The following is a 25,756-nucleotide window of genomic DNA, read 5'->3' as shown; positions in this document are numbered from 1 at the left end:
GAAAAAGAAATAAAGTAGCGGGCGCCGAGCGGTTGGCGGTCTTTTAGAAAGCTCCATTTATGGAGTATGTGAGTGGGGACCTCTTCTAGAGGTGTTAAAAAGCCACCCGTTTTCACGGGTGGATGGGTTACTTTAAAGGATGTTGTCAGGCTCTGTGTTCATTGATACAGTTAATAGTAAGAACGGCAGTTGGAGGAAAAAATGGGGAAAATTCTTTTGTTAGAAGATGATACTAATTTGAATAACGGGATTCAATTGTGCTTGAGCAGAGAAGGCTATGAAGTAGCGGCATGCCTAGATATTGCATCAGCAGAGGCGAGCTTTCAGCAAAATGAGATCGATTTGATTATCAGTGATCTTTCTTTACCTGACGGCAGCGGATTGGATTTTTGTCAGAAAGTTCGTGAACAGTCGAATGTTTTAATTTTGATGCTGACTTCTTATAGTCAGGAGCATGATATTGTGACTGGCTATGTTCACGGAGCGGATGATTATATGACTAAGCCTTTTAGTTTAATGGTCTTAGTATCTAAGGTACAAGCAATGATGAAACGGGTAGAAAGAACGCAGGGGCAAGAGTTGGTATCAGGGGAGTTATCAGTTTCTTTGACTGAAATGAAGGTCAAGTTGTGTGGCGAACTCCTGTCGCTAAGTAAGACAGAGATTCAATTGCTGATTCTATTTATGGAGAATCCGAAGCAAATTTTATCCTCAGAACAATTGTTGAATCAGATTTGGGATACAAAAGGGGATTATATTGATACAAATACCGTCTCAGTCAATATCAGCCGCCTGCGGCAAAAGGTCGGCAAAGAGCGGATCAAAACAGTTCGAGGAGTGGGTTATCTATGGATCAACGACGTTCAAAAAAAATAATTCTGCTCTATGTTTTGTTTTCTTTGCTTTTCGTTACACTAGTTATGGTTCAAAATTTACGGATGCGTTCAGAACTTCTGCAAGATCAGCAAGCAACGTTAGCCTTGTTAAATAAAGAAGAATCATTTTCTGAAGCAAAGCTAATTGAGGGTTTTGATGAACCTAAAACAGCCGATTTGATAGCAGAAGGGAAGAAGCTGGAAACAAAATACGGATTGTTAGGAAAGATGAGCCTAGCTCATCTTTTAAATACCTTTATTTTACGCAATTTTGCAGTTTTCAGTCTGGGCTGGCTGCTTTTTTCACTACTTTTCTATTGGTTACTACGAAAAAAACGAACGCTTCATCATCAATTAGAGGAGAAAACAAATGAGTATGAAGAAACGCTTGCTTATAATGAGTTGATGCTGCGGCGAAGTCAACGCGAAGAGGGAGATTTAAAATCTAGTATTACCGACATCACTCATCAATTAAAAACCCCCGTTGCTTCATTAAAACTAAGCTTAGACATCGCTCTTTCAGAACAATACGAAGAACAAGAACGAAAAAAATTTGCGGAGCAAGCAGAAGTACAGATTAATAAACTGGGACTAATGCTGGATGGGCTAGGCAAAATTTCGCAATTGGAAACAGAATTAATTCAATTGCATCCCCAGAAAGTTTCCTTGCAGCAGCTCTTAACTCAAGCAGTTAACAGTGTGATTATGAAGGCTGTTGAAAAGGAAATTGAGCTGGAGGTTGAACTGTCAGAGGAATCATTTGTTCTGGTTGATAAAAAATGGACGCTTGAAGCTTTGGGAAATGTTTTAGAGAATGCCATTAAGTATTCACCAAAGAAAACAACGGTTGTAGTCCAAACGTCGTTGTTAATCACATATGTTTTAGTAGAGGTTAAGGATCAGGGGCCTGGCATTCCTAAAGAAGAACAAAATAAAATCTACCAACGCTTTTATCGCGGAAAAAATAGTGCGTCTGTAGAAGGCTCGGGAGTGGGACTGTATCTTACTCGAAAGATCATTGAGGAGCAAGGCGGGACAGTATTAGTGAAACGCCGCCAACCGAGGGGCTCTAATTTTCAATTAACGTTGCCGTTAGCGTAACCTCCTATTCTTACAAAATTGTTATGTTCGTTGAAAGAATCCTGCAAGGGTTCTTTTTTATACTAAGGGTATAGAAATGAGAGCAGGAAAGAAGGAGAAAAAAATGATTTTAACAATTAGGGATTTAGTAAAACATTATAACGACGGGAGTTCAATCGTAAAGGCGGTTGACCATATCGATTTAGAGGTAGAAAAAGGGGATTTTGTTGCTATTGTGGGTAAATCAGGTTCAGGTAAAAGCACCTTATTGAACTTAATCGGCGGCTTGGATCGGCCTGATTCAGGACAAGTAATCATTGATGGGAAAAATGTTTTTCGTATGAAGGATGAGCAATTAGCTGTTTTTCGCCGACAAAAGATTGGGTTCATTTTCCAGAATTACAATTTAATTCCATCATTAAATGTGTGGGAGAATGTTGTTTTACCTATCGGCTTAGATAATCGAAAAGTAAATACTGCGTTTATTGAAGAGTTGTTAACGACGATTGGTTTAAATGATCGAAAAAAAGCTTTGCCAAGCATGCTTTCCGGCGGACAGCAGCAGCGTGTGGCAATTGCCCGTGCAATCGCTGCAGAACCAGCAATTATTTTAGCGGATGAACCGACAGGAAACTTAGATACAAAAACAGAGTTAGAAGTGATGTCACTATTAAAACGATCGGTAGAAGCATTCGGCCAAACATTGATCATGATTACCCATGATGAAGGGATTGCACAAACAGCGGATCATATCGTTCACATTGAAGACGGGCGGGTGATCTAAATGAAGATGACCAGTAAAGTGGCTTTGGCCAACACAAAGTATCATAAAGGAAAAAATCTTTTATCTGGAATCGCCATTATTTTGACTAGTGTATTAGTTTTCTTAATTACTTCAATTGGATTAGGTGTCGTAAATGTTCAGAATGCAGCTGTAAATAAAGTGTACCCAACATGGCATGCGATGTATCGTGATGTTTCGGAGGAAAATAAAGGGAAAATTGCCCAGCATGAAGCAATCAATGAATACGGATTGCGGCAAGATATTGGGGAGTCTGTTCTAAATGAAAAAGATTACATCCTGATCAGCTACTTAGATAAGGGCGCTCAAAAATTAGTGAAGCAAACATTTACTGAAGGACATGAGCCTAAAAAGAGCAATGACGCGGTTCTTTCTCGTAATGCGTTAAAGGAACTTGGTTATCCAGCTGCTAAACTTGGTGATACGATCAAAATTCCGATCCAGATTTATGAAGAGGACGGCATGGGTCTGCAGCAGGAAATGACCTTTCGCTTAACAGGGTTCTCTCCTGATGGAAAGAATCAAAGTGAAAGAAAAATCTTCTCGATGCTCATTTCGAAAGATTTCATGAATGAAATTATCCCCAAAAACCAAAGAAACTATCGTATGATGGTCCGTTTGAAAGAAGAAGCTGCGACCTCAACAGATGCGATTAAGGATCAAGTCAAGGAGATTGGCAAGAATTTTGATGTTATTGAAAGTAATGTCGTTGAAAATAGTGACTATATTTTTGCGAATTATGTGGACCCTGCTTTTTATTCTGGGATGACGATCATTGTAGGCATTATTTTGATCGCAGGAGCGTTGACAATCTACAGCATTTATTATGTATCCTTGATTAATAAGGTTCAGGAATTTGGAAAGCTCGCGGCGCTGGGAGCAACGAAGCGACAGCTGCGACAAATCATTTTAAGAGAAAATTTGATCGTAGCAGGGATCTCGATTCCCGTTGGCTTGTTGATCGGAATCGTTACTGTGAAACTCGTTTTCTTTCGACTAATGTCCTCGATCCAAAATGACATAGCGACGACTAAGGTCATGCGAGAAGTTTTGGAAAATGGCGAGGTGTCCTTGATCATTCCTTGGATAATAGGGATGACTGTAGGCGTCACATTGCTGACAGTTGTTTTAGCCTCTCTAAAACCAATGCGGCAGGCGAGTAAAATCATGCCTGTAGAGGCAATGCGTTATACGGGACAAACGAAAGGCAAGAAGAAAAAACTTCGCAAAGGTTTTATTAATCTTGATCTGCGGCATTTAGCCAATGCGAATCTATCTCGAAACAAAAAACGGACGTTGATCACGATTTTCTCCTTAGGAATGACCGGTATCTTATTCGTAGTCATCTCGACTGTTTTTAGTTGCATGAATCCACAGCAGATTGCCCGGGATTCGATTGCAGAGGATTATCGACTGAATATTGCTTCAAAAAGCGGCGATAAAATGCGTCCAGACCTTGAATGGACAAAGATTCAACAAAACAATCCTCTGAACGCAGAGATGATGAATCAACTCAAAGCAGTCAAAGGGGTCGAAAAGGTAGAGGCTTTCCAATCAATCACAGGAGAAATCCCAGCGATTAAAGAAGTCGGTACAGACAAACCGATGGGATTATCGGTCGGGGGAATTTCTAAGAGTCAAATGGATTTAATCAAAAGAGATATCAACGAAGGTAGTGCAACCTATGATGAATTAGATTCTGGCGATAAGGTGGTTGCAACAAGCTATGTGACAACAAATTACCCGGGAATAAAAATTGGCGATACACTGACATTCAGGTTTTTCGATGGGGATCGTTCCTTTGAAAAAGAAATGACGGTTATTGCCGGCGGAGATTTTGCAGAATCAATTAGCGGGTATGATAATTTCTTGATGAGTAATGACGCAATAAAGAAATTGTCGAAAAATAATTTGACCTATTATGTCAATATTAAAGCAGCTAAGGGACAAGCAGAGGCAATCCAACCAGCGATTGAGCGTATTGAAGAATCAAATGAGCTTTTCAACCTGAAGAGTTATGAGGAATTTTTGGAACAATGGGAAGGCGCGCTGCAAATGATGACTGGCGCAGGCTATGCCATCATGTTAATTCTTGCGATTGTCGGAATCATGAATCTAACCAATACGACGATCGACAGTATTCTGAGTCGTAAAAAAGAGCTGGGTGTCATGCAAGCAATCGGAATGTCTAATCGGCAAATGAAACGGATGCTTCAAACAGAAGGATTGGTTTACGCAGGCGGCATCCTGTTACTAGGAGTGGGAATTGGCAGTGTCTTAGGATATTTAGTCTATCTATATGCTGAAAGCCATGCACTGATGCAAATAAAGATCTATCAATACCCGTTGCTTCAAGTTCTGCTGATGATAGTGTTGGTCATCGTCGTTCAATTGATTCTCACATATGCAACGACCACGATCGTCAATAAAGAGACCGTCATCAAACGAATTCAAGCTTCAGAATAGAAAAACTGCCAGCAATTTTCTGCTGGCAGTTTTTTTGTCATTCTTAGTCTAAACCGATCAAATAATCATCATCGTTCATGGCTTCTACTTGACCAAGCAAGTAGCCATTGCCGACTTGTGAGAAGAAGTCATGGTTGCTGGTTCCAGTAGAAATCCCATTCATAACGATTGGATTCACGTCGTCCGCTGTATCTGGGAAGAGCGGGTCCATACCAAGATTCATTAATGCTTTGTTGGCATTATAACGCAAGAAGGTCTTCACTTCTTCACTCCAGCCGATCTCATCGTACAACTCTTCAGTATAGCGTTCTTCGTTTTCATACAGTTCATATAATAAATCGTACATCCATTCCTTCAAACGTTCTTGTTCCTCTTCCGTTTGCTCATTAAAGCCGCGTTGGAATTTATAACCAATATACGTTCCATGGACAGATTCATCACGGATGATCAGTTTAATGATTTCTGCTACATTAGCTAATTTGTTATTGCCTAAATAATAAAGCGGTGTGTAGAAACCAGAATAAAATAGGAAGGTTTCTAGAAAAACACTAGCGATTTTCTTTTCTAGCGGCGTCCCATTTTTATAGATTTCATTGATTCGTTCCGCTTTTTTTTGCAGATACTGGTTGGTATTGGTCCATTCAAAAATCTCTTCAATCTCTGCTTTGGTGTTCAAGGTACTGAAAATAGAAGAATAGCTTTTGGCATGGACTGATTCCATGAATTGGATGTTATTGAGTACAGCTTCCTCATGAGGCGTACGAACATCTTCTCTCAGCTGATCCATTCCGCTCTCTGATTGGACAGTATCAAGCAGTGTTAAGCCGCCGAAAACATGTCCGACAACTGTTTTTTCTAAAGGTGACAGCTTGCGCCAATCATCCAAATCGTTTGATAGCGGAATCCGCGTATCCAACCAAAATTGTTCTGTTAGTTTTTCCCACGTCGATTTATCGATGACGTCTTCGATCTCATTCCAGTTAATGGCTTCATAATAAGTTTCTGCCATGGATAGTCCTCCTTATTTCCTTCAAGGGAATCATTCTCGTAAAGCGAAAAATGCAGCTGATGTTCGTCATTCATAGCTTTACCTCTCGAACCGAAGTGCGAGAGGTAATAGTTATTTTAGATTACACAGCTTTCACATTGGTTTGAGCCGATTTCTTCAGCATCATCCGTAAAGGTCCGAACATAATAAATAGATTTGCATCCTTTATAGAAAGCATAGTTACGTAGAATATTCAGATCACGTGTGGTTTGTTTGCTTTCTGTTTTCCATTCATACAAGCCTTCAGGAATTTCAGAGCGCATGAACAAGGTCAAACTCATTCCTTGATCGATATGCTGTTGAGCTGTCGCATAGACGTCGATCACTTTACGCATATCCATATCGTAGGCAGAAGTATAATAAGGCAAGGTATCATTATTCAAGTAAGGTGCTGGATAATAGATCTTACCGATTTTCTTTTCTTGACGTTCTTCAATCAAACGAGTGATCGGGTGCAAGCTGGCACTTGTATCGTTGATATAAGAGATCGAACCATTTGGTGCAACCGCTAAGCGATTTTGATGATACAACCCATCTTTTTGAACGGCTGCTTTTAAGTTTTCCCAGTCTTCAGCAGTTGGAACGAAGATATCTTTGAAAATTTCTTTGACCTTATCTGTTTTAGGCGTGAATTCGCCAGTTGTGTATTTATCAAAATATGAACCATCCGCATAAGTTGATTTTTCAAAGTTATGGAAAACGGTCTTGCGTTCCTTCGCCAGTTCATTGCTTTCCATTAATGTCCAATAGTTCAGCAAAGTGAAGTAAATATTAGTAAAGTCGATTGATTCCTCTGAACCGTATTCCATCAAATGCTTTGCAAAGAAGCTGTGCAAGCCCATCGCACCTAAACCGATTGTGTGATTCAGTTTATTGCCATTTTGAATAGAAGGAACCACTTCGATATCTGATTCATCCGTAACAAAGGTCAGAGCACGAACCATTGTCCGAACCGATTGACCAAAATCAGGACTTTCCATTAAATTAACGATATTTGTTGATCCTAAGTTACAAGAAATATCCGTTCCTAGTACATCGTATTCTTGACGTCCGTTGATCGTAGAAGGTGTTTGTACCTGCAGGATTTCAGAACAAAGATTACTCATGACGATCTTCCCATCAATTGGATTGGCACGATTTGCCGTATCAATGTTGATGATATATGGGTAACCAGATTCTTGCTGCAATTTAGAAATTTCGTTTTCTAGATCACGGGCACGAATCTTTTTCTTGCGAATATTTGGATTTGCGACTAAGTTATCGTATTCCTTAGTAATATCTACATAGGAATAAGGGACACCGTATTCACGTTCGACACCGTAAGGGCTGAACAAATACATATCCTCATTTTTGCGAGCCAGTTCATAAAACTTATCCGGCACAGTTACACCAAGTGAAAGAGTCTTCACACGGATTTTTTCATCGGCGTTTTCTTTTTTTGCAGATAAGAACATTTCAATATCTGGATGGAAAACATCTAAGTAAACGACACCTGCACCTTGACGTTGGCCTAATTGGTTTGAATAAGAGAAGCTGTCTTCGAATAGCTTCATAACTGGAACGACTCCGCTTGCAGCACCATCGTAGCCCTTGATTGGTGAACCAGCTTCACGCAGATTCGACAAATTGATCCCTACACCGCCGCCGATTCGTGATAGCTGCAATGCTGAATTGATTGAACGGCCGATGCTGTTCATATCATCAGTTACTTGAATTAAGAAACAAGAGACCAATTCACCACGACGCTTCCGTCCCGCATTCAGGAAAGAAGGAGTAGCGGGTTGATAACGCTGGTGGATCATTTCATCTGCTAGTGACAACGCCAATTTTTCATCGCCATCAGCAAAATACAGGGCATTGAAGGCTACCCGATCTTCATAACTTTCTAAATATTCTGTGCCTGCATTATCCTTCAAAGCGTATTGCGAGTAGAATTTATATGCAGCCATAAATGATTTAAATGTGAAATTTTGGTCTGCTAAGTAATTGAAAAGTTTTTCGATAAAAGCAGGAGTATACTTTGCAATAAACGCTGCTTCCAAAAAATCTTCTTCTATTAAATAGTTAATTTTCTCTTGCACCGAAGAAAAGGTGCGAGTGTTCGGTACAACATTTTCTTTGAAAAAAGCAGTTAAAGCTTCTTTATCTTTGTTTAGCGGTATCTGTCCATTCACTGGACGGTTGATTTCGTTGTTCAACTTGAAGTAAGATACTTCACCTAAGTCCTTTAAACTCATTTCGTCACATCTTTCCTTTTTTCTATCTATTCCGTTTTAGCCTAGCAAACTATTTTTTTTGCACAATAACCTTTGGCCTAAACTTATTGCAGTAGGGGCCGGGTAATAAAGCTGTGCTATATAAAGAAGAAAACTTTGCAATCGTGGATCGCAAAGTTTCGAATTACGCTAATGCTTTCAATTGATCTGGACGGAAACCGATGATTGCCTGTTGTCCGCCGAAAATAACTGGGACACTTTGGAAACCTTGATCTTTTAGAAAACCTAGAGCTTCGGGTTCATTGTCGATATTGACCTCTTCGAATGAAATATGATTCTCAGTTAAATAACGTTTCGCCATTTTACATTGCATGCAATTATTTTTTGAATAGACTTTTACCATAAGACTACCTCCCTTGATTTCTACAATTACTAGTATAAAAGATGTAGGGAAAAAGTCAATCGTTTAATACCATATATTGTGGTGTTAAGATATTGGTATACTACTCTTTGTGTTTTTTGCAAAAATGCTGAAAACAGACCGTTTCAAAGGAAAATCCCTTTACACAAATCAAAAAAACGTGATGAGATGTTTTTTTACAGGGTAAAAGTTTTTTTAATAACGAAAAATATGCGATTGAAACAAACGTGTCAGGGAATGTCAAACAAATTGCTCACAATTCTCAGAAAATCTTCGACCATTTATTGACTTTGTTATCAAATGAAGCTATTCTTAGTGAGAAAGATTCTCATTATTAATTAGAGTTAGGTGGAGAAGTGTATGACAACTTTAGCAGACGTTTCATTGAATCAAGTCGTCCAAATTGATGAAATGATGTTAGAAAATGATTTAAAGCATCGGCTGCAGGATTTGGGGATGATCGTCGGTTCTAAAGTTGCCGTCGTGAACCAATCGGGTGATAACGGAATTATTCTATTACACAATACACGGTTAGCTCTATCCCAGAACCTATTAAAACAAATACTTGTGAAGGACCTAACGGAAGATCAAGAGACATGGGTTTCACTGGATCAGTTGAGTGTCGGAGAACAAGGTGTAGTGGTCAATGTCCATGGTGCAGGTGCTGTAAAACGCCGTTTGATGGATATGGGATTGACTAAGGGAACCCAAGTAAAGGTCGTGAAGTTGGCACCTTTAGGAGATCCTATCGAACTGCGGGTTCGGGGATACGAATTAAGCTTACGCAAGAACGAATCAGAGATGGTGGTCGTATCAAAGGAGGCGGAGTAGATGGCGAAGACTCATATTGCTTTAGCAGGAAATCCAAATAGCGGGAAAACAAGTACCTTCAATGTTTTAACCGGAACGAATCAGTTTGTTGGGAACTGGCCTGGCGTAACGGTCGAACGAAAAGAAGGGATCTATAAGAAGGATTCCGAAGTGATCATTGACGATCTTCCCGGAATCTATTCACTTTCACCTTATTCACCTGAAGAAGTCGTGGCGCGGGATTATTTACTTTCGGGTACACCAGATGCCATCGTCAATATTATTGATGGAACCAACTTGGAACGAAATCTTTATTTGACGACGCAGCTGATTGAGACAGGGATTCCAGTAGTCGTTGCCGTGAATATGATGGATATCATCAAAAAAAGCGGGAAACAAATCAATTTGGAAAAATTGTCTTACGCTTTAGGTGTCCCGGTGGTTGGTATCAGTGCACTGAAAAATTGGGGATTGGATAAAACAATCAGTGAGGCGCTACATCTGATCAAAAAGGGTGCAGAGGAAGAAGTCAGCTTTCCTCATTATGACAATCGTTTAGAAGCAGCATTAAGCGAGATTGAAGAAGTCTTAGGCAGCACAGCGCAGGCAAGGTATAGCCGTTGGTATAGTTTGAAATTATTTGAACGGGATGAACGTGCACAGAAGGATTTAGATCTGAGCTCGATCCAACAAAAAGAGATCGGTGAAATTATCAAAATTACTGAAAAGATTTTCGGGGAAGATGCGGAAAGTCTGGTTATCAATGAGCGCTATAACTTTATTACTCATTTGAAAACCTTGTGTGTCGTTGATGAAGATCAGTTCAAGCTGTCTATTTCAGATAAAATCGACCGTGTTGTAACGAACCGCTTTTTGGCCTTGCCAATCTTCGCTTTAATTATGTGGCTGATTTACTACATTGCTATCCAAACGATCGGTACCATGGGAACTGATTGGATGAATGACAATCTGTTTGGCGACATTGTTCCAAACTTCGTTAGTTCAACACTGCAGTCTTGGAATGTTGCTGAGTGGATGCAAAGCCTGATTCTCGATGGGATTATTGCCGGTGTCGGTGCTGTTTTAGGCTTTCTTCCTCAATTGATGGTGCTTTTCCTGTGTTTGGCACTTTTAGAAGATTGTGGCTATATGTCTCGAATTGCTTTTGTCATGGATCGGATTTTTCGTAAATTTGGTTTATCAGGAAAGTCGTTTATTCCGATGCTGATTGCTACAGGTTGCGGCGTGCCCGGAGTTATGGCAAGTCGGACGATCGAAAATGAAAAGGACCGACGGATGACTGCGATGCTGACGACCTTTATGCCCTGTTCGGCAAAATTACCGATCATCGCATTGATTGCAGGTGCTTTTTTCCCAAATAGCAGTTGGGTAGCGCCATCCGCTTATTTTGTCGGAATGGGAGCAATCGTTTTGTCAGGAATCGCACTAAAGAAAACCAGACTTTTTGCTGGAGACCCTTCACCGTTTATCATGGAGCTTCCTTTGTATCATATGCCGAGAATCGGTAATACGCTGCGTTATACTTATGATCATAGTAAAGCGTTTGTTAAACGTGCGGGAACGATTATTTTCGTTTCAAGCATTGTTATCTGGTTTATTTCCAGCTATAATTTTTCATTCCAATCGGTAGATGAAAATGATAGTATTTTGGCTGCTTTAGGTGGGTTGATCGCTCCGCTGTTTGCTCCATTAGGCTGGGGAGATTGGCGTGGGGCTGTCGCTGCGATTACGGGGCTCGTGGCAAAAGAAAATGTCATCGGAACATTTGGAATCCTGTATCGTCATACAGAAGTAGCTGAAAACGGCGTGGAGATTTGGAAATCTTTACAGGCGGCCTATACACCAGTAGCCGGTTACTCATTCTTAGTATTTAATTTATTATGTGCGCCATGTTTTGCAGCGATCGGCGCGATCCATCGTGAAATGGCCGATGTCATATGGACTTGGCGGGCGATTATCTATCAATGCGGGCTTGCTTATGCTGTAAGTTTTATTGTTTATCAATTTGGTCATGTGCTTTTTGAAAATGGGGCGATCGGCATTGGGTTGATTTTGGCAGCGATCATATTAGCAGCAATGATCTACTTCATTGTAAGAAAACCAGTTAAAAAAGCCCCAACCATCACGATTGAAGAAATCAAAGAGGTGAAAGAATGGCAACTGTAATATTAAGCGTATTAATTTTCGGTGGTGCCGGAGTGATCGTGTATCGACGAATCAAAAACGGCAGCTCCTGTGAAGATTGTGATAGCGGCTGCCCAGTTAAAGAAGAACAACATAAGCATTAATTCAAAAGGATTTGGCGAATTTCGCCGAATCCTTTTTTTACATTTAAGAGAGCGGCATTATCGGTAGTCAGCTTTACGAACTTTTTTTCGCTTACAGCAAAGACATACAGTACCTAATTGATGGTCAAAAACGGACTGTCTCGGCAAATTCTTTCTATAATAATTTAGTCTATGAGGTATAAATTGGCTAAAGGGAAAATAGATATTAAATGTTGACAATCTTTCGGTACCGAACTATAATAGCAAACGAATTAAAGTTAGGTACCGAACTTTAATGAGTGAGTTTACTAAATAGTGATGCATCTGATAGAAACAAAGGCTAAAAGGATACAGAATGAGAAGATTACTAAAGGAAGAAGGAACCAGAGATGGATCGGGATATGAGTATAGCATCTGAAAGCAAGAATAAGAAAAGCAATTACAAATTAAAAGATTTTCTACGATTGATTCTGAGCGTCAATCCGAAGAAAGCATTGTTTGGTATTGGATTATTTTTAAGTTTGTTGACGAGCGGGGCAAGTCTGATCGTGCCGCAATTGACCAAAGGACTGATCGATACAAGCAAACTGGCGCAAATTGATCAGACCATGCTGATTGTTTTAGTGTTGGCCTTTGTGGCGCAATTAGCATTTGGCGCCATTGGCAGTTTCTTATTACGCTATGTCGGTGAAAGTGCCGTCAAAACGTTGCGGGAAAAATTATGGAGCCATCTACTACAAATGCCTGTCAGTTATTATGATGATCATAAATCAGGAGAAAGCAGTTCCCGCCTTGTAAATGATACGACAGTCATTAAAGATTTAGTCGCAACACAATTTCCCAACTTTATTACAGGTGCGATCCAGTTGGTCGGGTCGATGGTGATTCTGCTTGTAATGGATTGGAAAATGGCGGCCATGATGTTTTTAGCTGTACCGATCATGGCATTGATCATGATGCCGATTGGTCGAGTTATGTCTCGGTTAGGTCGCCAGTTACAAGCAGCGACTGCTGATTTCAACGCGGAAGCGAGTGAAAAATTATCTGAAATTCGTCTGATCAAAGCCAGCAACGGGGAAAAGTTTGAGAAAACCAGCGGAGCTTCCTTTATTAATAAAATTTTCAATTTAGGAATCAAAGATGCAAAAGTTGAAGCGATGCTGCAACCAATCATTACGACAGTCATGTTAGGCTTGTTTGTGGGGATATTAGGGTATGGGGCTGTTCGTGTTCAAGCAGGAACCTTAACTAGTGGACAATTAGTCGCTTTTCTATTGTATCTATTTAATATTATGATGCCGGCAGCCAGCTTTGCGATGTTCTTCTCGCAAGTACAAAAAGCAATGGGAGCAACTGAACGAATCGAACAAATTTTAAAAACGGACCTAGAACCAATAGATACAGGAAAAGCGATGGATGTTACAGGGAAAATGATCAAAGCAAAAAATCTTTCCTTCCATTATGTAGCAGAGCGCCCAATCTTAAAGAATGTCTCCTTTGAAGCAAAGCCAAATACGGTGGTTGCATTTGCTGGACCGAGCGGCGGCGGTAAGTCTACGATCTTTGCTATATTGGAACGCTTCTATCAACCGACTGAAGGCACGATTACCATCGATGGTGAGGCGATTGACGATCTCAGTATCACAAATTGGCGGTCGCAAATAGGATATGTTTCCCAAGACAGTGCGGTATTTGCCGGAAGTATTCGTGAGAACCTACAATACGGATTAGATCGGGTATTAACAGAAGAGGAATTATGGCAGGGGTTGGAGTTAGCTTATGCTGATCAATTTGTTCGTGATTTCCCAGAGCAATTGGAGACTGAATTAGGGGAGCGAGGGGTGAAATTATCCGGCGGTCAAAAGCAGCGAATCGCCATCGCTCGAGCATTTCTGCGGGATCCAAAAATCTTAATGTTAGATGAGGCGACGGCCAGCTTGGATTCACAATCAGAAGAAAAAGTACAGCGTGCGTTGGATCAACTAATGGAAGGACGTACGACCTTAGTAATCGCTCATCGATTGTCAACAATTGTTGATGCGGACCATATTTACTTTATTGAAAAAGGAGAAGTGACGGGTCATGGAACCCATAGTGAATTAATCGCTGAACATCCGCTTTATGCGCAATATGTCCAGGAGCAAGTGGTGAATTAATTAAAGAAAATCGCGTAAAAACTTTACAAATTAAAAGTTTTTACGCGATTTTCTTGTTTATTCGTAAGTCGGCATTTTTTTCTCATAAGCGTCGATTTCATCCTCATACTGTAAGGTGATGCTGATATCATCTAAGCCGTTGATTAGTTTTTCCTTCCAGGTTGGATCAATCTGAAAAGCGTAGCAGGCTTCCTCTGTTCGAACTTCTTGCTTTGGCAGATCAATCGTAATCGATTGATCCGCAGGAATCTGACTAAGGATCTCACGAACCTCTTGATCCATCTGAATGGGCAATAGACCATTTTTCAGTGCATTCATGTAGAAGATATCACTGTAACTGCCGGCAATCACTGCTTTAAAGCCATAATCTTGAATCGCCCAGGCAGCGTGTTCACGTGATGAGCCTGAACCAAAGTTTTCACCTGAAATCAGAATGGTGGCGTTTTTTCGTTCTGGCGCGTTCAAAATGAAATCGGGATTCGGTGAACCGTCTTCCAAAAAGCGCCATTCATCAAAAAGATGCTTGCCGAATCCAGCTTTATCTACTTGCTTTAAAAAGCCTTTAGGAATGATCTGATCAGTATCAATATTGTCATTCATCAAAGGAACAGACTGTCCTGTATAGATTGTAAATTTTTCCATTAGATGACCTCCTTACGGCTATCGACGAAATTTCCATGAATTGCAGCTAGTGCAGCCATTACCGGACTGCAAAGATGTGTACGCGCATCTTTCCCTTGCCGGCCTTGGAAATTCCGGTTGGAGGTTGAGGCACAGTGAACACCAGCCGGAACGCGGTCGGGATTCATGCCAAGACACATCGAACAGCCAGGCTCGCGCCATTCAAAACCAGCAGCTTTAAAAATTTTATCCAAGCCGATTTTTTCAGCAGCTTGGCGAACTGGACGTGAACCAGGGACTACGATCGCTGTGACATTTTCATGAACTTTTTTACCTTCGATGATTTTAGCGGCTTCCTTAAGGTCAGATAGACGCCCGTTCGTACAAGAGCCAATGAAGACATAGCCAACTGGGATGTCCCCCGGTGTCTGGCCTGGTTTCAAATCCATATAATCGTAAGCCTTCTGTAAATCAGGAGAGGTGATTGCTGGGAATGTGCCATCAAAAGGAACGCCCATTTCAGGATTGGTTCCCCAAGTCACGAAAGGAACAAGAGCACTGACATCTAAAGTCAGCTCTTTATCATATTCTGCTTCTTCGTCAGTATACAATTCTTTCCAGTCTGTAATTGCCGCCTCCATATTCTTTGGAGCATATTGCCGGCCTGCAACATAATCGAATGTCTTTTGATCTGGTGCAATCAACCCGATTTTTGCGCCGCCTTCGATGGCCATGTTACAAATCGTCATGCGTTCTTCCATCGATAGTTCCTCGATTGCTTCACCGTAAAATTCGGCCCCATAGCCGACACCGAAATCAGTTCCATATTTAGCGATCAAGGCTAAAATAATATCCTTCGCATAGACACCTTTCGGTAATTTGCCAGTAATTTTGATGCCCATATTTTTCGGTTTGTTTTGCCACAGCGTTTGAGTAGCAAAAACGTGTTCCACCTCACTGGTACCTATTCCGAAAGCAAGAGCACCAAAAGCACCGTGTGTCGCTGTGTGGGAATCCCCGCAAACAATCGTTTTGCCAGGCTGAGTCAAGCCAGTTTCCGGTCCTACCATGTGGACAATCCCTTGATGTTCACTGCCGTTATCACAAAGCTGTACACCAAATTCTTGACAGTTTTCTCTGAGTGTATCGATTTGTTTCTTTGCAATTAGATCGGTGAAATTAAAAATATCAACAGTCGGTGTGTTGTGATCCATTGTGGCAAAAGTCCGTTCAGGGTGACGCAGCGTCCGACCAGCTTCGCGAATTCCTGCAAAGGCTTGTGGTGAGGTAACTTCGTGAATCAAGTGCAGATCAATGTAAAGCAATTGCGGGGCACCTTCTTCGCCGTGAACGACGTGGCGATCCCATAGTTTATCAAATAATGTTTTTCCCATATTTTCCGCTCCTTATTAATTAGATAGTTCAACATTTGTATTTTGTATGCAGTATTCGGTTAGTTTAAAGCGGGAGCGGTTAATTCATGAATTACCGCGTCAGTAAATTCTGCTGTTGTTGCTTGCCCGCCTAGGTCATGAGTGAATAGCCCGTTGGATAAAACAGCATCGCAGGCTTTTTCAATTGCTTTGGCAGCTTGCTCTTCTTGAAATGATTGACGCAGCATCATTGCCACAGACAAAATCATTGATATTGGATTGGCGATGCCTTTTCCTGCAATATCTGGAGCAGAGCCGTGAATCGGTTCGTAAAGCGAGGGACCGCCATCACTGTGACTTGCGCTTGGCAATACGCCTAAGGAACCAGGCAGTACTGAGGCTTCATCGCTTAAGATATCGCCAAAAAGATTTTCAGTAACGATCACATCAAAAGCTTTTGGATTTTGGATCAGTTTCATGGCTGCTGAGTCCACATATTGATGTTCCAACTGACAATCTGGATAGTCTTTTGCGACTTCCTCTGCTGTTGCCCGCCATAATTTACTTGATGCTAGGACATTAGCCTTATCAACAGATGTGACTTTTTTCCTTCGACCCTGAGCGATTTTGAAAGCAGAATGAACAATCCGTTCAATTTCACTTTTTTGATAACGAGCAGTATCGTAAGCCATGTTTTCTTTTAACTCACGAGGCTCCCCGAAATAAATACCGCTGCTTAATTCTCTGACGATGATCAAATCAGTTCCTTCAATAATTTCAGGCTTCAATGGCGAAAGATGCAGCAACGCAGAAGAAACCGAGACTGGACGAATATTTGCGAATAAGTTTAAAGATTTGCGCAGAGCCAGTAATCCTTTTTCAGGCGTGTCAGCCATTTTTTCCCACTTTGGGCCGCCAATTGCTCCCAATAGGATCGCATCCGCTTCTCGACAAGCAGCCAGTGTTTTTTCGGGTAGTGAAGTACCCGCTTCATCGATACCTGCACCGCCAAAGGGAAATTTTTCAAGTTCAAAAGTGCTACGGCATTTTTTTTCTACGGCGGCCAAAATTTTAAGACCGCTGTCCATAATTTCTGGTCCGATACCATCACCGGCTAAAACGACAATTTTATTATTCATGTGCATGCTCCTATCTTGCATAAGCTAAATTTTTTTCTTCTATATATTAATAGTAGAAAGTTTTAGTTAGTTTTTTTGTTTTAGATGATTACTAGCTTGTACATAAGCTTTGGCCGACGCCTGCAGAACATCAAAGTCTACGCCAATACCTCGGTATTCTTCATTGGTTTCTTTATCCAGAAGAGTGACGCGAACTTCTGCTTGAGCATCTTCACCGCCAGTCAGAGCTTGAATCTCGTATTCCGTTAATTCAGGATCTTGCTGGAACAATTCATCGATTGTGTTGTAGATTGCTTGAATACTGCCTGAACCGATTCGAGAGGCTACTTTGGTTTCATCCTCTTCATCAATGATTGAGACGATCGCCCCTTGATAGCCATTAGAACTATATTGGACTTGAACATCCGCCAATTTGTATTTTTCGGTCTCTTCTCTGTATTGATCGGCTAGCAGGGCAACTAAATCTTTATCGGTAATTTGTTTTTTCTTGTCAGCCAGAGCTTTAAACCGTTTGAAAGCTTCTTTGCTGTCTGCATCGTTTAATTGATAACCGAGCTCTTCCAATTTAGCGTTGAAAGCATGCCGCCCCGATAATTTTCCTAGCGGAAGAGAATTTTGATTGACGCCCACAAGTGTCGGCGTAATGATCTCGTATGTTTCCGGATTTTTTAATACACCATCTTGGTGAATACCAGATTCGTGAGCATAGGCATTGTCGCCTACGATTGCTTTATTTTTTGGAACTGGAATGCCAGAAAGGCGAGAGACTAGTTCACTTGTTCGTTTTGTTTCATTCAACACGATAGCTGATTCACACTGGTAGAAATCTTTCCGGATCGCCAAGGCTAAAGCAACTTCCTCCAAAGCCGTATTTCCAGCTCGCTCTCCTATGCCATTGATCGCCCCTTCAACACGATTCGCCCCATTTTCGATCGCTGCTAACGCGTTTGCGGTAGCCATCCCCAAGTCGTCATGACAATGAGAAGAAAAGGTAATCTCACGTTCACTTCGAATATTTGCAATTAATGATTTAAAAATGCCGCCATATTCCGTTGGATTTGAATAACCGACGGTATCAGGAACATTGATGATTGTAGCTCCGGCATCGATTGCTGTTTGTACAGCTTCTAATAGAAAGCCCTTTTCCGTCCTTGAAGCATCCTCTGGTGAGAACTGAACTTTCTCAAATAAACTACGCGCGTAACTTACATGCTCTTTAATAGAAGCAAGGACCTCATCTCTAGTCATTTTTAGTTTGTATTGCATATGAACATCGCTTGTAGCTAAGAAAACATGGATCTGAGGATCCACCGCGTCTTTCAATGCCTCATAGGCGCGGTCAATATCTTTTTTCTGACAACGAGCCAATCCAGTCACGGTCATTGTCTTCACCTGGCGCGCGATATTTTGTACCGCCTCGAAATCACCAGGGGAGGCAATTGGAAATCCCGCCTCGATGACATCAACGCCCCATTTTTCTAATTGAAGCGCAATTTGAATTTTTTCCTTTGTATTAAAATTTACTCCAGGGGTTTGTTCACCATCTCTTAATGTAGTGTCAAAAAATTGTATCTTTCTCATTTTTACTCCTCCTTCATTTGAAAAACGGGTATAAAAAAAGCACCCCATTGGAAAAGAACCATTTTCTTCTCCAATGCAATGCGAATAGGGACTCTATGAAATAAATTTCAGAAAGTCCCAGCTATAATAATAAAGTTGCGTTGAAAGACATATTTGATTTCATCATGGCAACCACCCGTTTTATTGTCAGAATTTTTTAAAAATTGTTGTAATCATCGTATAAAAAAAGAAAAGGATTGTCAATAAGATTATGAAAAAAAGATGAGAAATATTTTTAATAAATAGCTGCGGTTATAAAAAGCGATTGGATGAAAGAGAAAAAGAGAGCTTTTTAAAAAAGTTTCCTACTATTCTAAAAAAGGGCAAATAGCTGTCATCAATATGTTAGAAAAAAACTGAAAAACAAAATTATTTTGGATTTTTTGTAAGAATAAAAAGTTTTCTTAGAATTATTGTTCAATCTACAAGTTTTCTTAGCTTTTTTCAAAAAAATAAAAAGATTATTAAAGCATATGTGTTGATTTATTAAAAACAAATGATTAAACTACTCTCCATATTCAGAACTTCATAATTATTCTGAAAATTGAATCAAAAGGGGAAAAAGATATGAGGAACAAATTAGCTTATGGTATCATCGCGTTTTGCGGGCTCGCTTTGGCGGGGTGTTATGGCGGCGAGAGTGCTTCAACTGATGAGAGCAGTTCAAGTGCGAAGGCAAAAGATAATGGCACATACAATTTAGTGGTACAACAAGAAATGCCAACCGCAGACCTATCTGTAGCCACAGATACAATTAGTTTTACTGCACTAAATAATGTTTATGAAGGAATTTATCGTTTAGACAAAGACAATAAACCACAGCCGGCAGGTGCTAGTGAAAAGGTCAAAGTCAGTGATGACGGTAAAACCTATACTGTGAAATTAAGAAAAGATGCAAAATGGTCGAATGGTGATCCAGTTACTGCCAAAGATTATGTCTTTGGATGGCAGCGTACGGTGAAACCAGAGACTGCTTCAGAATACGCCTACCTTTTTGAACCTGTTGAAAATGCTGCGGATATCTCAGCTGGAAAGAAATCGCCAGATGAACTAGGAATCAAAGCAGTCAATGATCATGAGTTAGAGATCAAGTTATCCAAGCCGACACCCTATTTTGATTACTTGTTGGCATTTCCATCATTTTTCCCACAAAATCAAAAAGTGGTAGAAGAAAATGGGAAGGAATATGCAACGAAAAGTGATAAATCTGTCTACAATGGTCCTTTCACGTTAGAAGGCTTTGATGGTCCGGGTACAGATACTGAGTGGGAATACAAGAAAAACGATACCTACTGGGATAAAGACGAAGTCAAGTTGTCTAATGTAAAAGTCAACGTTGTAAAAGAATCGTCGACTTCTTTGAATTTATTTAAAGACGGCGAAGCGGATGACGTGATTTTATCTGGTGAATTAGCACAGCAAAATGCAAATGATCCAGCGTACAAATCATTCAAAGAAGCACGCACCAGCTATCTTGAATACAATCAGCGAAAAGAAGACTCTCCATTCAAAAATGAAAACTTGCGTAAAGCAATCTCATATGCAATCAACCGGAAGTCTTTAGTGAACCAAGTGTTAGGCGATGGTTCCGTCGTTTCGAATGGATTAGTGCCATCAGACATGTCAAAAAATCCTAAGACCGATGAAGACTTCGCAAAAGAAGCAGGGAACCTTGCTCCTTACGACAAGAAAAAAGCCAAGGAATATTGGGATAAAGCAAAAAAAGAATTGAAGATCGATTCACTTTCATTTGAATTGATGGCTTCTGATACAGATTCATCAAAAAAAGTGATTGAGTATATGCAAAGTGCTTTAGAAGAAACGTTACCAGGTATCAAGGTAAAACCAACACCAGTACCATTCTCTGTTCGTTTGGATCGTTCAAATGCGGGAGATTTTGATGTTTTACTTGGTGGGTGGGGCGCCGATTATGCCGATCCATCTAGCTTCACTGATTTGTTTGTAACAGGAAACTCATACAACCGTGGTCGTTGGAGTAATAAAGAATATGACCAATTAGTTGAGGATTCAGCAAATAAAGATGCCAGCGATGAAGAAGCTCGTTGGGATGATTTGCAAAAGGCCAATGAAATTATTTCTAAAGAATCCGGTGTTGCTCCACTTTACCAATTATCTGAAGCGCACTTAGTGAATAAGAAAATCAAGGGAGTTGTTCATCATCCTGCAGGTGCTTCTTGGGACTACAAGTGGACTTATGTTGAAGAGTAGTTAAACAATTAAAAAGAAGTTGGAACGAGAATCGTTCCAACTTCCTTTTAAATCATTGTCAACAACGCACAAAGGATTGATGCCGCGAGTAGAACAGCTGCGATAATCAACCAAAATGAGTAACGTCCTTGTCCAACTTGTGAGAGGGACTGGATGTCTGATTTTTTCTTTTGTTTCCGGTTAAATGCTTGATGCATTGAATGTTGAAAGTGATCAAAGAAACCTGAAGAAAAAATCCAAAGCAGGATGCCGATAATCAAAAACGGTAATCCAACTAAAAAAAATCGGTTTGATAAAGTTAGTAGTGAAGGCGAATCTTGAATGATTGAATAGATCACGACAATGATCAGCAAGCTACCGCCGATTCCAATGGGAAATAATTTATTTTTCATACATACACTCCAATAATTAACAGCTAACGCTATTTAGATAAAATCGTTCCGCGATGTCTTCTACTCTAAACCATAACAAAAGTAGAAGTCAAAATTTAAGAGCGGGAAACATGATTCGTTTTTCTAGAAAAGTAACTATTTTAAATATGGATTAGGAGGCACCTCATGAGTAGTTATCTGAAATATTTTTTTAAGCGTGTCTTTTTCATGTTAATCACCTTGTGGCTGATTGCGACTATTACATTCTTCTTAATGCAGTTATTGCCAGGGACACCATACACCAACCAAGAACGTTTAAGTCCAGAAACGATTGCCATGCTGAACAAACAAGTTGGTTTAGATAAACCAGTAATCGTTCAATACGGGATTTACTTATCGAACCTCGTTCAAGGAAACTTCGGAATTTCTTTCCAATTCAAAAATCAGGCGGTTGCCGCCTTATTAGCAGGACGAATCGGTCCTTCCTTACAATTAGGGCTGCAAGCAATTCTCTTTGGAACTTTTGTTGGGACCATTTTAGGAACAATCTCTGCTATGAAACAAAATTCATGGGCAGATACGTCTTCAACACTCGTTGCCATTTTAGGACGTTCTATCCCTAACTTTGTTTTTGCTGTGCTATTACAATATATTTTTGCCATGAAATTACGGATCTTGCCGATCGCAAAATGGGAGGGCTTTGCTTATACGATTTTACCAACATTAGCCCTTGCAATGTCTCCGCTGGCAGACTCGGCTCGTTTTATTCGTACCGAGATGGTAGAGGTTTTGCATAGTGATTATGTCGAACTAGCCCGGGCAAAAGGATTGAGCCGTTGGGAGATTGCTTTTAGGCATGGATTGCGAAATAGCTTAATCCCGTTAATGACTTTGCTGGGACCATTGGCGGTAGCCCTAATGACTGGCTCGCTTGTAGTAGAAAATATTTTCGCGATTCCTGGCATCGGGGAACAATTCGTGAAGTCGATCATGACGAACGATTATCCAACGATTATGGCGGTAACGATCCTTTATTCATTCATGTTGGTTTTTGTTATTCTAGTTGTCGACTTGCTTTATGGATTAGTTGACCCTCGTATCCGATTATCAGAAGGGAGCAAAAGCTGATGGAAATAAAATATCCTTCAATTGTTGATATTCCTGCTGATGAATTTCAACCCTTGCAAAAAAATACAGAGGAAGAGCGTGAAGAGATTGCAGCCCCCTCACTGAATTTTTTGCAAGACTCCTGGCGCCGGTTAAAGAAAAATAAAGCAGCAGTAATCTCGATGATATTATTAGCTGTGATCATACTAGTTTCAATCGTGACAATTTTTGTTTCACCCCAGGATCCAAGTAAACAAAATGTTGATTATATTAATTTGCCTCCGCGGGTTCCAGGTCTGAATATTAATGGGCTAAATGGAAAAACAATAGTCGCTGGTGAGTTAGTTGATAAATATGCGCAGGCTGATGTTCCAAGTAATGTGAATTATTTATTAGGAACTGATGGTTTAGGTCGTGACGTGCTGAGCCGTTTGTTTATGGGGACACGAATTTCATTGTTGATAGCATTCATTGCTGCGCTATTTGATATTACGATTGGTGTTGCCTATGGCTTGATCTCAGGCATGCTAGGAGGAAAAGTAGATAACGCGATGCAGCGTTTTTTGGAAATTCTTTCTGGGATTCCCAACTTAGTGGTCATGATTCTAATGTTAGTTGTGTTTGAACCGGGAATATTTTCGATCGTAGCAGCTATGGCTATTACTAACTGGATACCGATGGCGCGGATTGTTCGGGCTCAGACACTCAAGCTGAAAGATCAGGAGTATGTTTTGGCAGGGATGACTTTAGGAGAATCAAAATGGAAAATTGCCTTCAAACACATCATCCCCAATATATCTAGCGTAATTATTATTCAAATGATGTTCAGTATTCCGACTGCGATTTTCTTTGAGGCTTTCTTGAGCTTCATCGGTCTGGGGTTAACTCCGCCTGATGCTTCATTAGGGACTTTATTGAACGATGGCTATAAAACGTTCTTATACCTGCCGTACCTATTATGGATTCCTGCAGTAACTATTTCGCTGATCATGATTTGTTTCAATTTATTAGCTGATGGTTTACGTGACGCATTCGATCCCAAAATGAAAGAGTGACGATTTATGGAAAAAATCTTAGAAGTAAACAACTTGACTATTTCATTCGACACCTATGCCGGAAAAGTCCGAGCAATTCGTGGTGTAGATTTTGACTTGAATAAAGGAGAAACCTTAGCGATCGTGGGAGAATCTGGCAGCGGAAAATCCGTTACTACCCGCACGATCATGCGCTTGCTTTCTAGCAATGCCACAATTGATGAAGGACAGATTCTATTCAAAGGACAAAATCTTGTTGATAAATCTGAAAAAGAAATGCAAAAGATTCGCGGTCGAGAAATCGCAATGATCTTTCAGGATCCAATGACCTCTCTCGATCCCACCATGACGATTGGCAAACAGGTGGCAGAATCTTTGCGAAAACATAAAAATGTTTCTAAAAAAGAAAGTTTGAAGGCAGCGTTAGATTTATTGAATCTAGTGGGGATTCCAGAGGCTGAGAAGCGTTTGAAGAATTATCCTCATCAATTTTCTGGTGGGCAACGGCAACGAATCGTAATTGCTATCGCCTTAATTTGTAATCCGGAGATCTTGATTGCTGATGAACCGACAACAGCTCTTGATGTGACGATTCAAGCACAAATTTTAGAATTATTAAAAGAAATCCAAGAAAAAATCGAAACGTCAATTATCTTTATTACTCATGACCTTGGTGTTGTGGCGAATGTTGCAGACCGAGTAGCTGTCATGTATGCTGGCAAAATTGTAGAGGTTGGTACAGCCGAAGAAATCTTCTATAATCCGCAGCATCCATATACATGGGGGCTGCTCGGGTCGATGCCTACCTTGGACAGTCGAAATGATCGTCTATACGCGATTCCAGGTTCTCCTCCAGATTTATTAGATCCGCCAAAAGGAGATGCTTTTTATCCTCGGAATGAGTTTGCTTTGAAGATTGACGCAGAGATGGAGCCGCCTTTCTTTGAACTTTCTGAGACACACAAGGCAGCGACTTGGCTGCTTGCGCCTCAAGGTCCCGCGGTCAACCCTCCAGCTGAGATTCAGCGGCGTTGGGATATTTTTCGCAAGAAGCAAAATCAATATTCCGCTTAATTTTTACCAGGAGATGGAGGAGCATGATGGAAAAACGATTATTAGAAGTAACTAATTTAAAACAGTATTTTAATACTGGCAGTAAAAATGAGGTCCGGGCCGTTAACGATGTAAGCTTCCATATTAATGAAGGGGAGACTTTTGGCTTAGTAGGAGAATCTGGTAGTGGAAAATCAACTACTGGTCGAACAATTATCCGTTTGAATCAGCAAACGGCTGGTGAAATTTTGTTTGATGGAAAAGATGTATCGAAAATTCACGGGAAAGCAGAATTAACCAAGTTTCGCCGCGATGTCCAAATGATCTTTCAGGATCCTTATGCTTCATTAAATCCACGGATGAAAGTCAAAGATATTATTGCAGAAGGTGTTGATGTAAACAGTCTAGCTAAAACACCGAAAGAACGAGACAAAATCGTGAATGATTTGTTGGAGACAGTCGGATTAAACCCGAGTCATGGAACGCGCTATCCTCATGAATTTTCAGGAGGGCAGCGGCAAAGGATTGGAATTGCTCGTGCTCTAGCTGTACGCCCGCGTTTTATTATCTGCGATGAACCAATCTCCGCCTTGGATGTATCAATCCAAGCCCAGGTAGTGAATCTGTTACAAGACTTGCAAAAAGAGCATAATCTGACCTATCTATTTATTGCGCATGACCTGTCAATGGTGAAACATATTAGTGATCGTATTGGTGTTATGAACAATGGTCATTTACTTGAAGTTGGAACGAGTGATGAAATTTATCATTATGGTGTGCATCCCTATACTGAAAGTTTATTGTCGGCAATTCCCATGCCAGACCCTGATCATGAACGGCAGCGACGTCGGATAAGGTATCAAACAGAACCACATGATGGAAAAGCTCGTTCGTTAAGAGAGATCGCTCCGGGACATTTTATCTATTCTGCTGAAGATGAAATGGCTTATTATAAAAAGAAATTGCAGCATTTGAAAAATGAAAAAGCGTTAGCAGTATAAAAAGGAGTCAAAACAGAAAGAGAAATCTGTTTTGACTCCTTTTTAG

21 protein-coding genes are annotated in these 25,756 nt (G+C 40.5%); 13 read left to right on the top strand and 8 right to left on the bottom strand.

Features of this window, described 5'->3' with window-relative positions; all coding sequences use genetic code 11:
• The first annotated feature begins 201 nt into the window (after window positions 1-201).
• The 4 genes from JZO85_RS12770 (at window position 202) to JZO85_RS12755 (ending at window position 5,223) form a co-directional block, all read left to right on the top strand.
• Window positions 202-876 (top strand): response regulator transcription factor, encoded by a 675-nt coding sequence (locus JZO85_RS12770; RefSeq protein ID WP_207108919.1) that lies wholly within the window; start codon window positions 202-204, stop codon window positions 874-876.
• A complete protein-coding gene (locus tag JZO85_RS12765) occupies window positions 849-1,976 on the top strand; it encodes a sensor histidine kinase (protein ID WP_207108918.1) in 1,128 nt (375 codons plus the stop codon). Before JZO85_RS12770 ends, JZO85_RS12765 begins: the two co-directional genes overlap by 28 nt.
• A gap of 103 nt (window positions 1,977-2,079) precedes the next feature.
• Window positions 2,080-2,739 (top strand): ABC transporter ATP-binding protein, encoded by a 660-nt coding sequence (locus JZO85_RS12760; RefSeq protein WP_207108917.1) that lies wholly within the window; start codon window positions 2,080-2,082, stop codon window positions 2,737-2,739.
• Complete coding sequence (locus JZO85_RS12755; RefSeq protein WP_207108916.1) at window positions 2,740-5,223, top strand: ABC transporter permease; 2,484 nt, start codon at window positions 2,740-2,742, stop codon at window positions 5,221-5,223.
• A 43-nt stretch (window positions 5,224-5,266) separates the two neighbouring features.
• Here the strand turns inward: JZO85_RS12755 and nrdF are convergent, their stop codons facing one another.
• The 3 genes from nrdF to nrdH form a co-directional block, all read right to left on the bottom strand.
• Window positions 5,267-6,232 carry a class 1b ribonucleoside-diphosphate reductase subunit beta gene (gene nrdF / locus JZO85_RS12750; protein WP_207108915.1) on the bottom strand — a complete coding sequence of 322 codons (966 nt, stop codon included), beginning with the start codon at window positions 6,230-6,232 and terminating at the stop codon, window positions 5,267-5,269.
• A 116-nt stretch (window positions 6,233-6,348) separates the two neighbouring features.
• Complete coding sequence (gene nrdE, locus JZO85_RS12745) at window positions 6,349-8,508, bottom strand: class 1b ribonucleoside-diphosphate reductase subunit alpha (RefSeq protein WP_207108914.1); 2,160 nt, start codon at window positions 8,506-8,508, stop codon at window positions 6,349-6,351.
• Window positions 8,509-8,671: 163 nt separating this feature from the next.
• Window positions 8,672-8,890: a glutaredoxin-like protein NrdH gene (gene nrdH / locus JZO85_RS12740; RefSeq protein ID WP_010780000.1), complete on the bottom strand. Its 219-nt coding sequence runs from the start codon at window positions 8,888-8,890 to the stop codon at window positions 8,672-8,674.
• Between the two features lie 378 nt (window positions 8,891-9,268).
• Between nrdH and JZO85_RS12735 the strand changes: the two genes are divergently transcribed.
• The 4 genes from JZO85_RS12735 (at window position 9,269) to JZO85_RS12720 (ending at window position 14,162) form a co-directional block, all read left to right on the top strand.
• Entirely contained in the window at window positions 9,269-9,739 is a 471-nt protein-coding gene (locus tag JZO85_RS12735) for a FeoA family protein (protein WP_207108913.1), read from the top strand.
• Window positions 9,740-11,905 (top strand): ferrous iron transport protein B, encoded by a 2,166-nt coding sequence (gene feoB / locus JZO85_RS12730; RefSeq protein WP_207108912.1) that lies wholly within the window; start codon window positions 9,740-9,742, stop codon window positions 11,903-11,905.
• Window positions 11,893-12,027 (top strand): FeoB-associated Cys-rich membrane protein, encoded by a 135-nt coding sequence (locus tag JZO85_RS12725; RefSeq protein ID WP_207108911.1) that lies wholly within the window; start codon window positions 11,893-11,895, stop codon window positions 12,025-12,027. Before feoB ends, JZO85_RS12725 begins: the two co-directional genes overlap by 13 nt.
• Before the next feature lie 368 nt (window positions 12,028-12,395).
• Window positions 12,396-14,162: an ABC transporter ATP-binding protein gene (locus JZO85_RS12720; protein WP_207108910.1), complete on the top strand. Its 1,767-nt coding sequence runs from the start codon at window positions 12,396-12,398 to the stop codon at window positions 14,160-14,162.
• 57 nt (window positions 14,163-14,219) lie between these two features.
• Here the strand turns inward: JZO85_RS12720 and leuD are convergent, their stop codons facing one another.
• From leuD to JZO85_RS12700, 4 genes are all read right to left on the bottom strand, one after another.
• Window positions 14,220-14,804: a 3-isopropylmalate dehydratase small subunit gene (gene leuD, locus JZO85_RS12715; RefSeq protein WP_207108909.1), complete on the bottom strand. Its 585-nt coding sequence runs from the start codon at window positions 14,802-14,804 to the stop codon at window positions 14,220-14,222.
• On the bottom strand, window positions 14,804-16,177 hold the full coding sequence (leuC, locus tag JZO85_RS12710) for a 3-isopropylmalate dehydratase large subunit (protein WP_207108908.1): 1,374 nt from the start codon (window positions 16,175-16,177) through the stop codon (window positions 14,804-14,806). Before leuC ends, leuD begins: the two co-directional genes overlap by 1 nt.
• A 59-nt stretch (window positions 16,178-16,236) precedes the next feature.
• On the bottom strand, window positions 16,237-17,295 hold the full coding sequence (gene leuB / locus JZO85_RS12705; protein ID WP_207108907.1) for a 3-isopropylmalate dehydrogenase: 1,059 nt from the start codon (window positions 17,293-17,295) through the stop codon (window positions 16,237-16,239).
• A 66-nt stretch (window positions 17,296-17,361) separates the two neighbouring features.
• Window positions 17,362-18,876 carry a 2-isopropylmalate synthase gene (locus tag JZO85_RS12700; protein ID WP_207108906.1) on the bottom strand — a complete coding sequence of 505 codons (1,515 nt, stop codon included), beginning with the start codon at window positions 18,874-18,876 and terminating at the stop codon, window positions 17,362-17,364.
• Window positions 18,877-19,482: 606 nt separating this feature from the next.
• On the opposite strand from JZO85_RS12700, the gene JZO85_RS12695 reads away from it, so the two are divergent.
• Window positions 19,483-21,144, top strand: coding sequence for a peptide ABC transporter substrate-binding protein (locus tag JZO85_RS12695; RefSeq protein ID WP_207108905.1), 1,662 nt, complete (start codon window positions 19,483-19,485; stop codon window positions 21,142-21,144).
• A 47-nt stretch (window positions 21,145-21,191) separates the two neighbouring features.
• Here JZO85_RS12695 and JZO85_RS12690 read toward each other — a convergent pair whose 3' ends face one another.
• Complete coding sequence (locus JZO85_RS12690; protein ID WP_207108904.1) at window positions 21,192-21,536, bottom strand: DUF3899 domain-containing protein; 345 nt, start codon at window positions 21,534-21,536, stop codon at window positions 21,192-21,194.
• A 165-nt stretch (window positions 21,537-21,701) separates the two neighbouring features.
• On the opposite strand from JZO85_RS12690, the gene opp3b reads away from it, so the two are divergent.
• From opp3b to JZO85_RS12670, 4 genes are read left to right on the top strand one after another with little or no spacing between them, the layout of a single operon-like run.
• Window positions 21,702-22,643 (top strand): oligopeptide ABC transporter permease, encoded by a 942-nt coding sequence (gene opp3b, locus JZO85_RS12685; protein WP_207108903.1) that lies wholly within the window; start codon window positions 21,702-21,704, stop codon window positions 22,641-22,643.
• On the top strand, window positions 22,643-23,677 hold the full coding sequence (gene opp3C, locus JZO85_RS12680) for an oligopeptide ABC transporter permease (RefSeq protein ID WP_207108902.1): 1,035 nt from the start codon (window positions 22,643-22,645) through the stop codon (window positions 23,675-23,677). Before opp3b ends, opp3C begins: the two co-directional genes overlap by 1 nt.
• Window positions 23,678-23,683: 6 nt before the next feature.
• A complete protein-coding gene (locus JZO85_RS12675; RefSeq protein ID WP_207108901.1) occupies window positions 23,684-24,730 on the top strand; it encodes an ABC transporter ATP-binding protein in 1,047 nt (348 codons plus the stop codon).
• Window positions 24,731-24,756: 26 nt separating this feature from the next.
• Window positions 24,757-25,710, top strand: a complete 954-nt coding sequence (locus tag JZO85_RS12670; protein ID WP_207108921.1) for an ABC transporter ATP-binding protein — start codon at window positions 24,757-24,759, stop codon at window positions 25,708-25,710.
• Window positions 25,711-25,756: the final 46 nt, after the last annotated feature.

It is taken from the genome of Candidatus Enterococcus murrayae, assembly GCF_017315985.1.
In the GTDB taxonomy this organism is placed as follows: domain Bacteria; phylum Bacillota; class Bacilli; order Lactobacillales; family Enterococcaceae; genus Enterococcus_A; species Enterococcus_A murrayae.
This window is presented reverse-complemented; position numbering and strand designations above follow the sequence as displayed.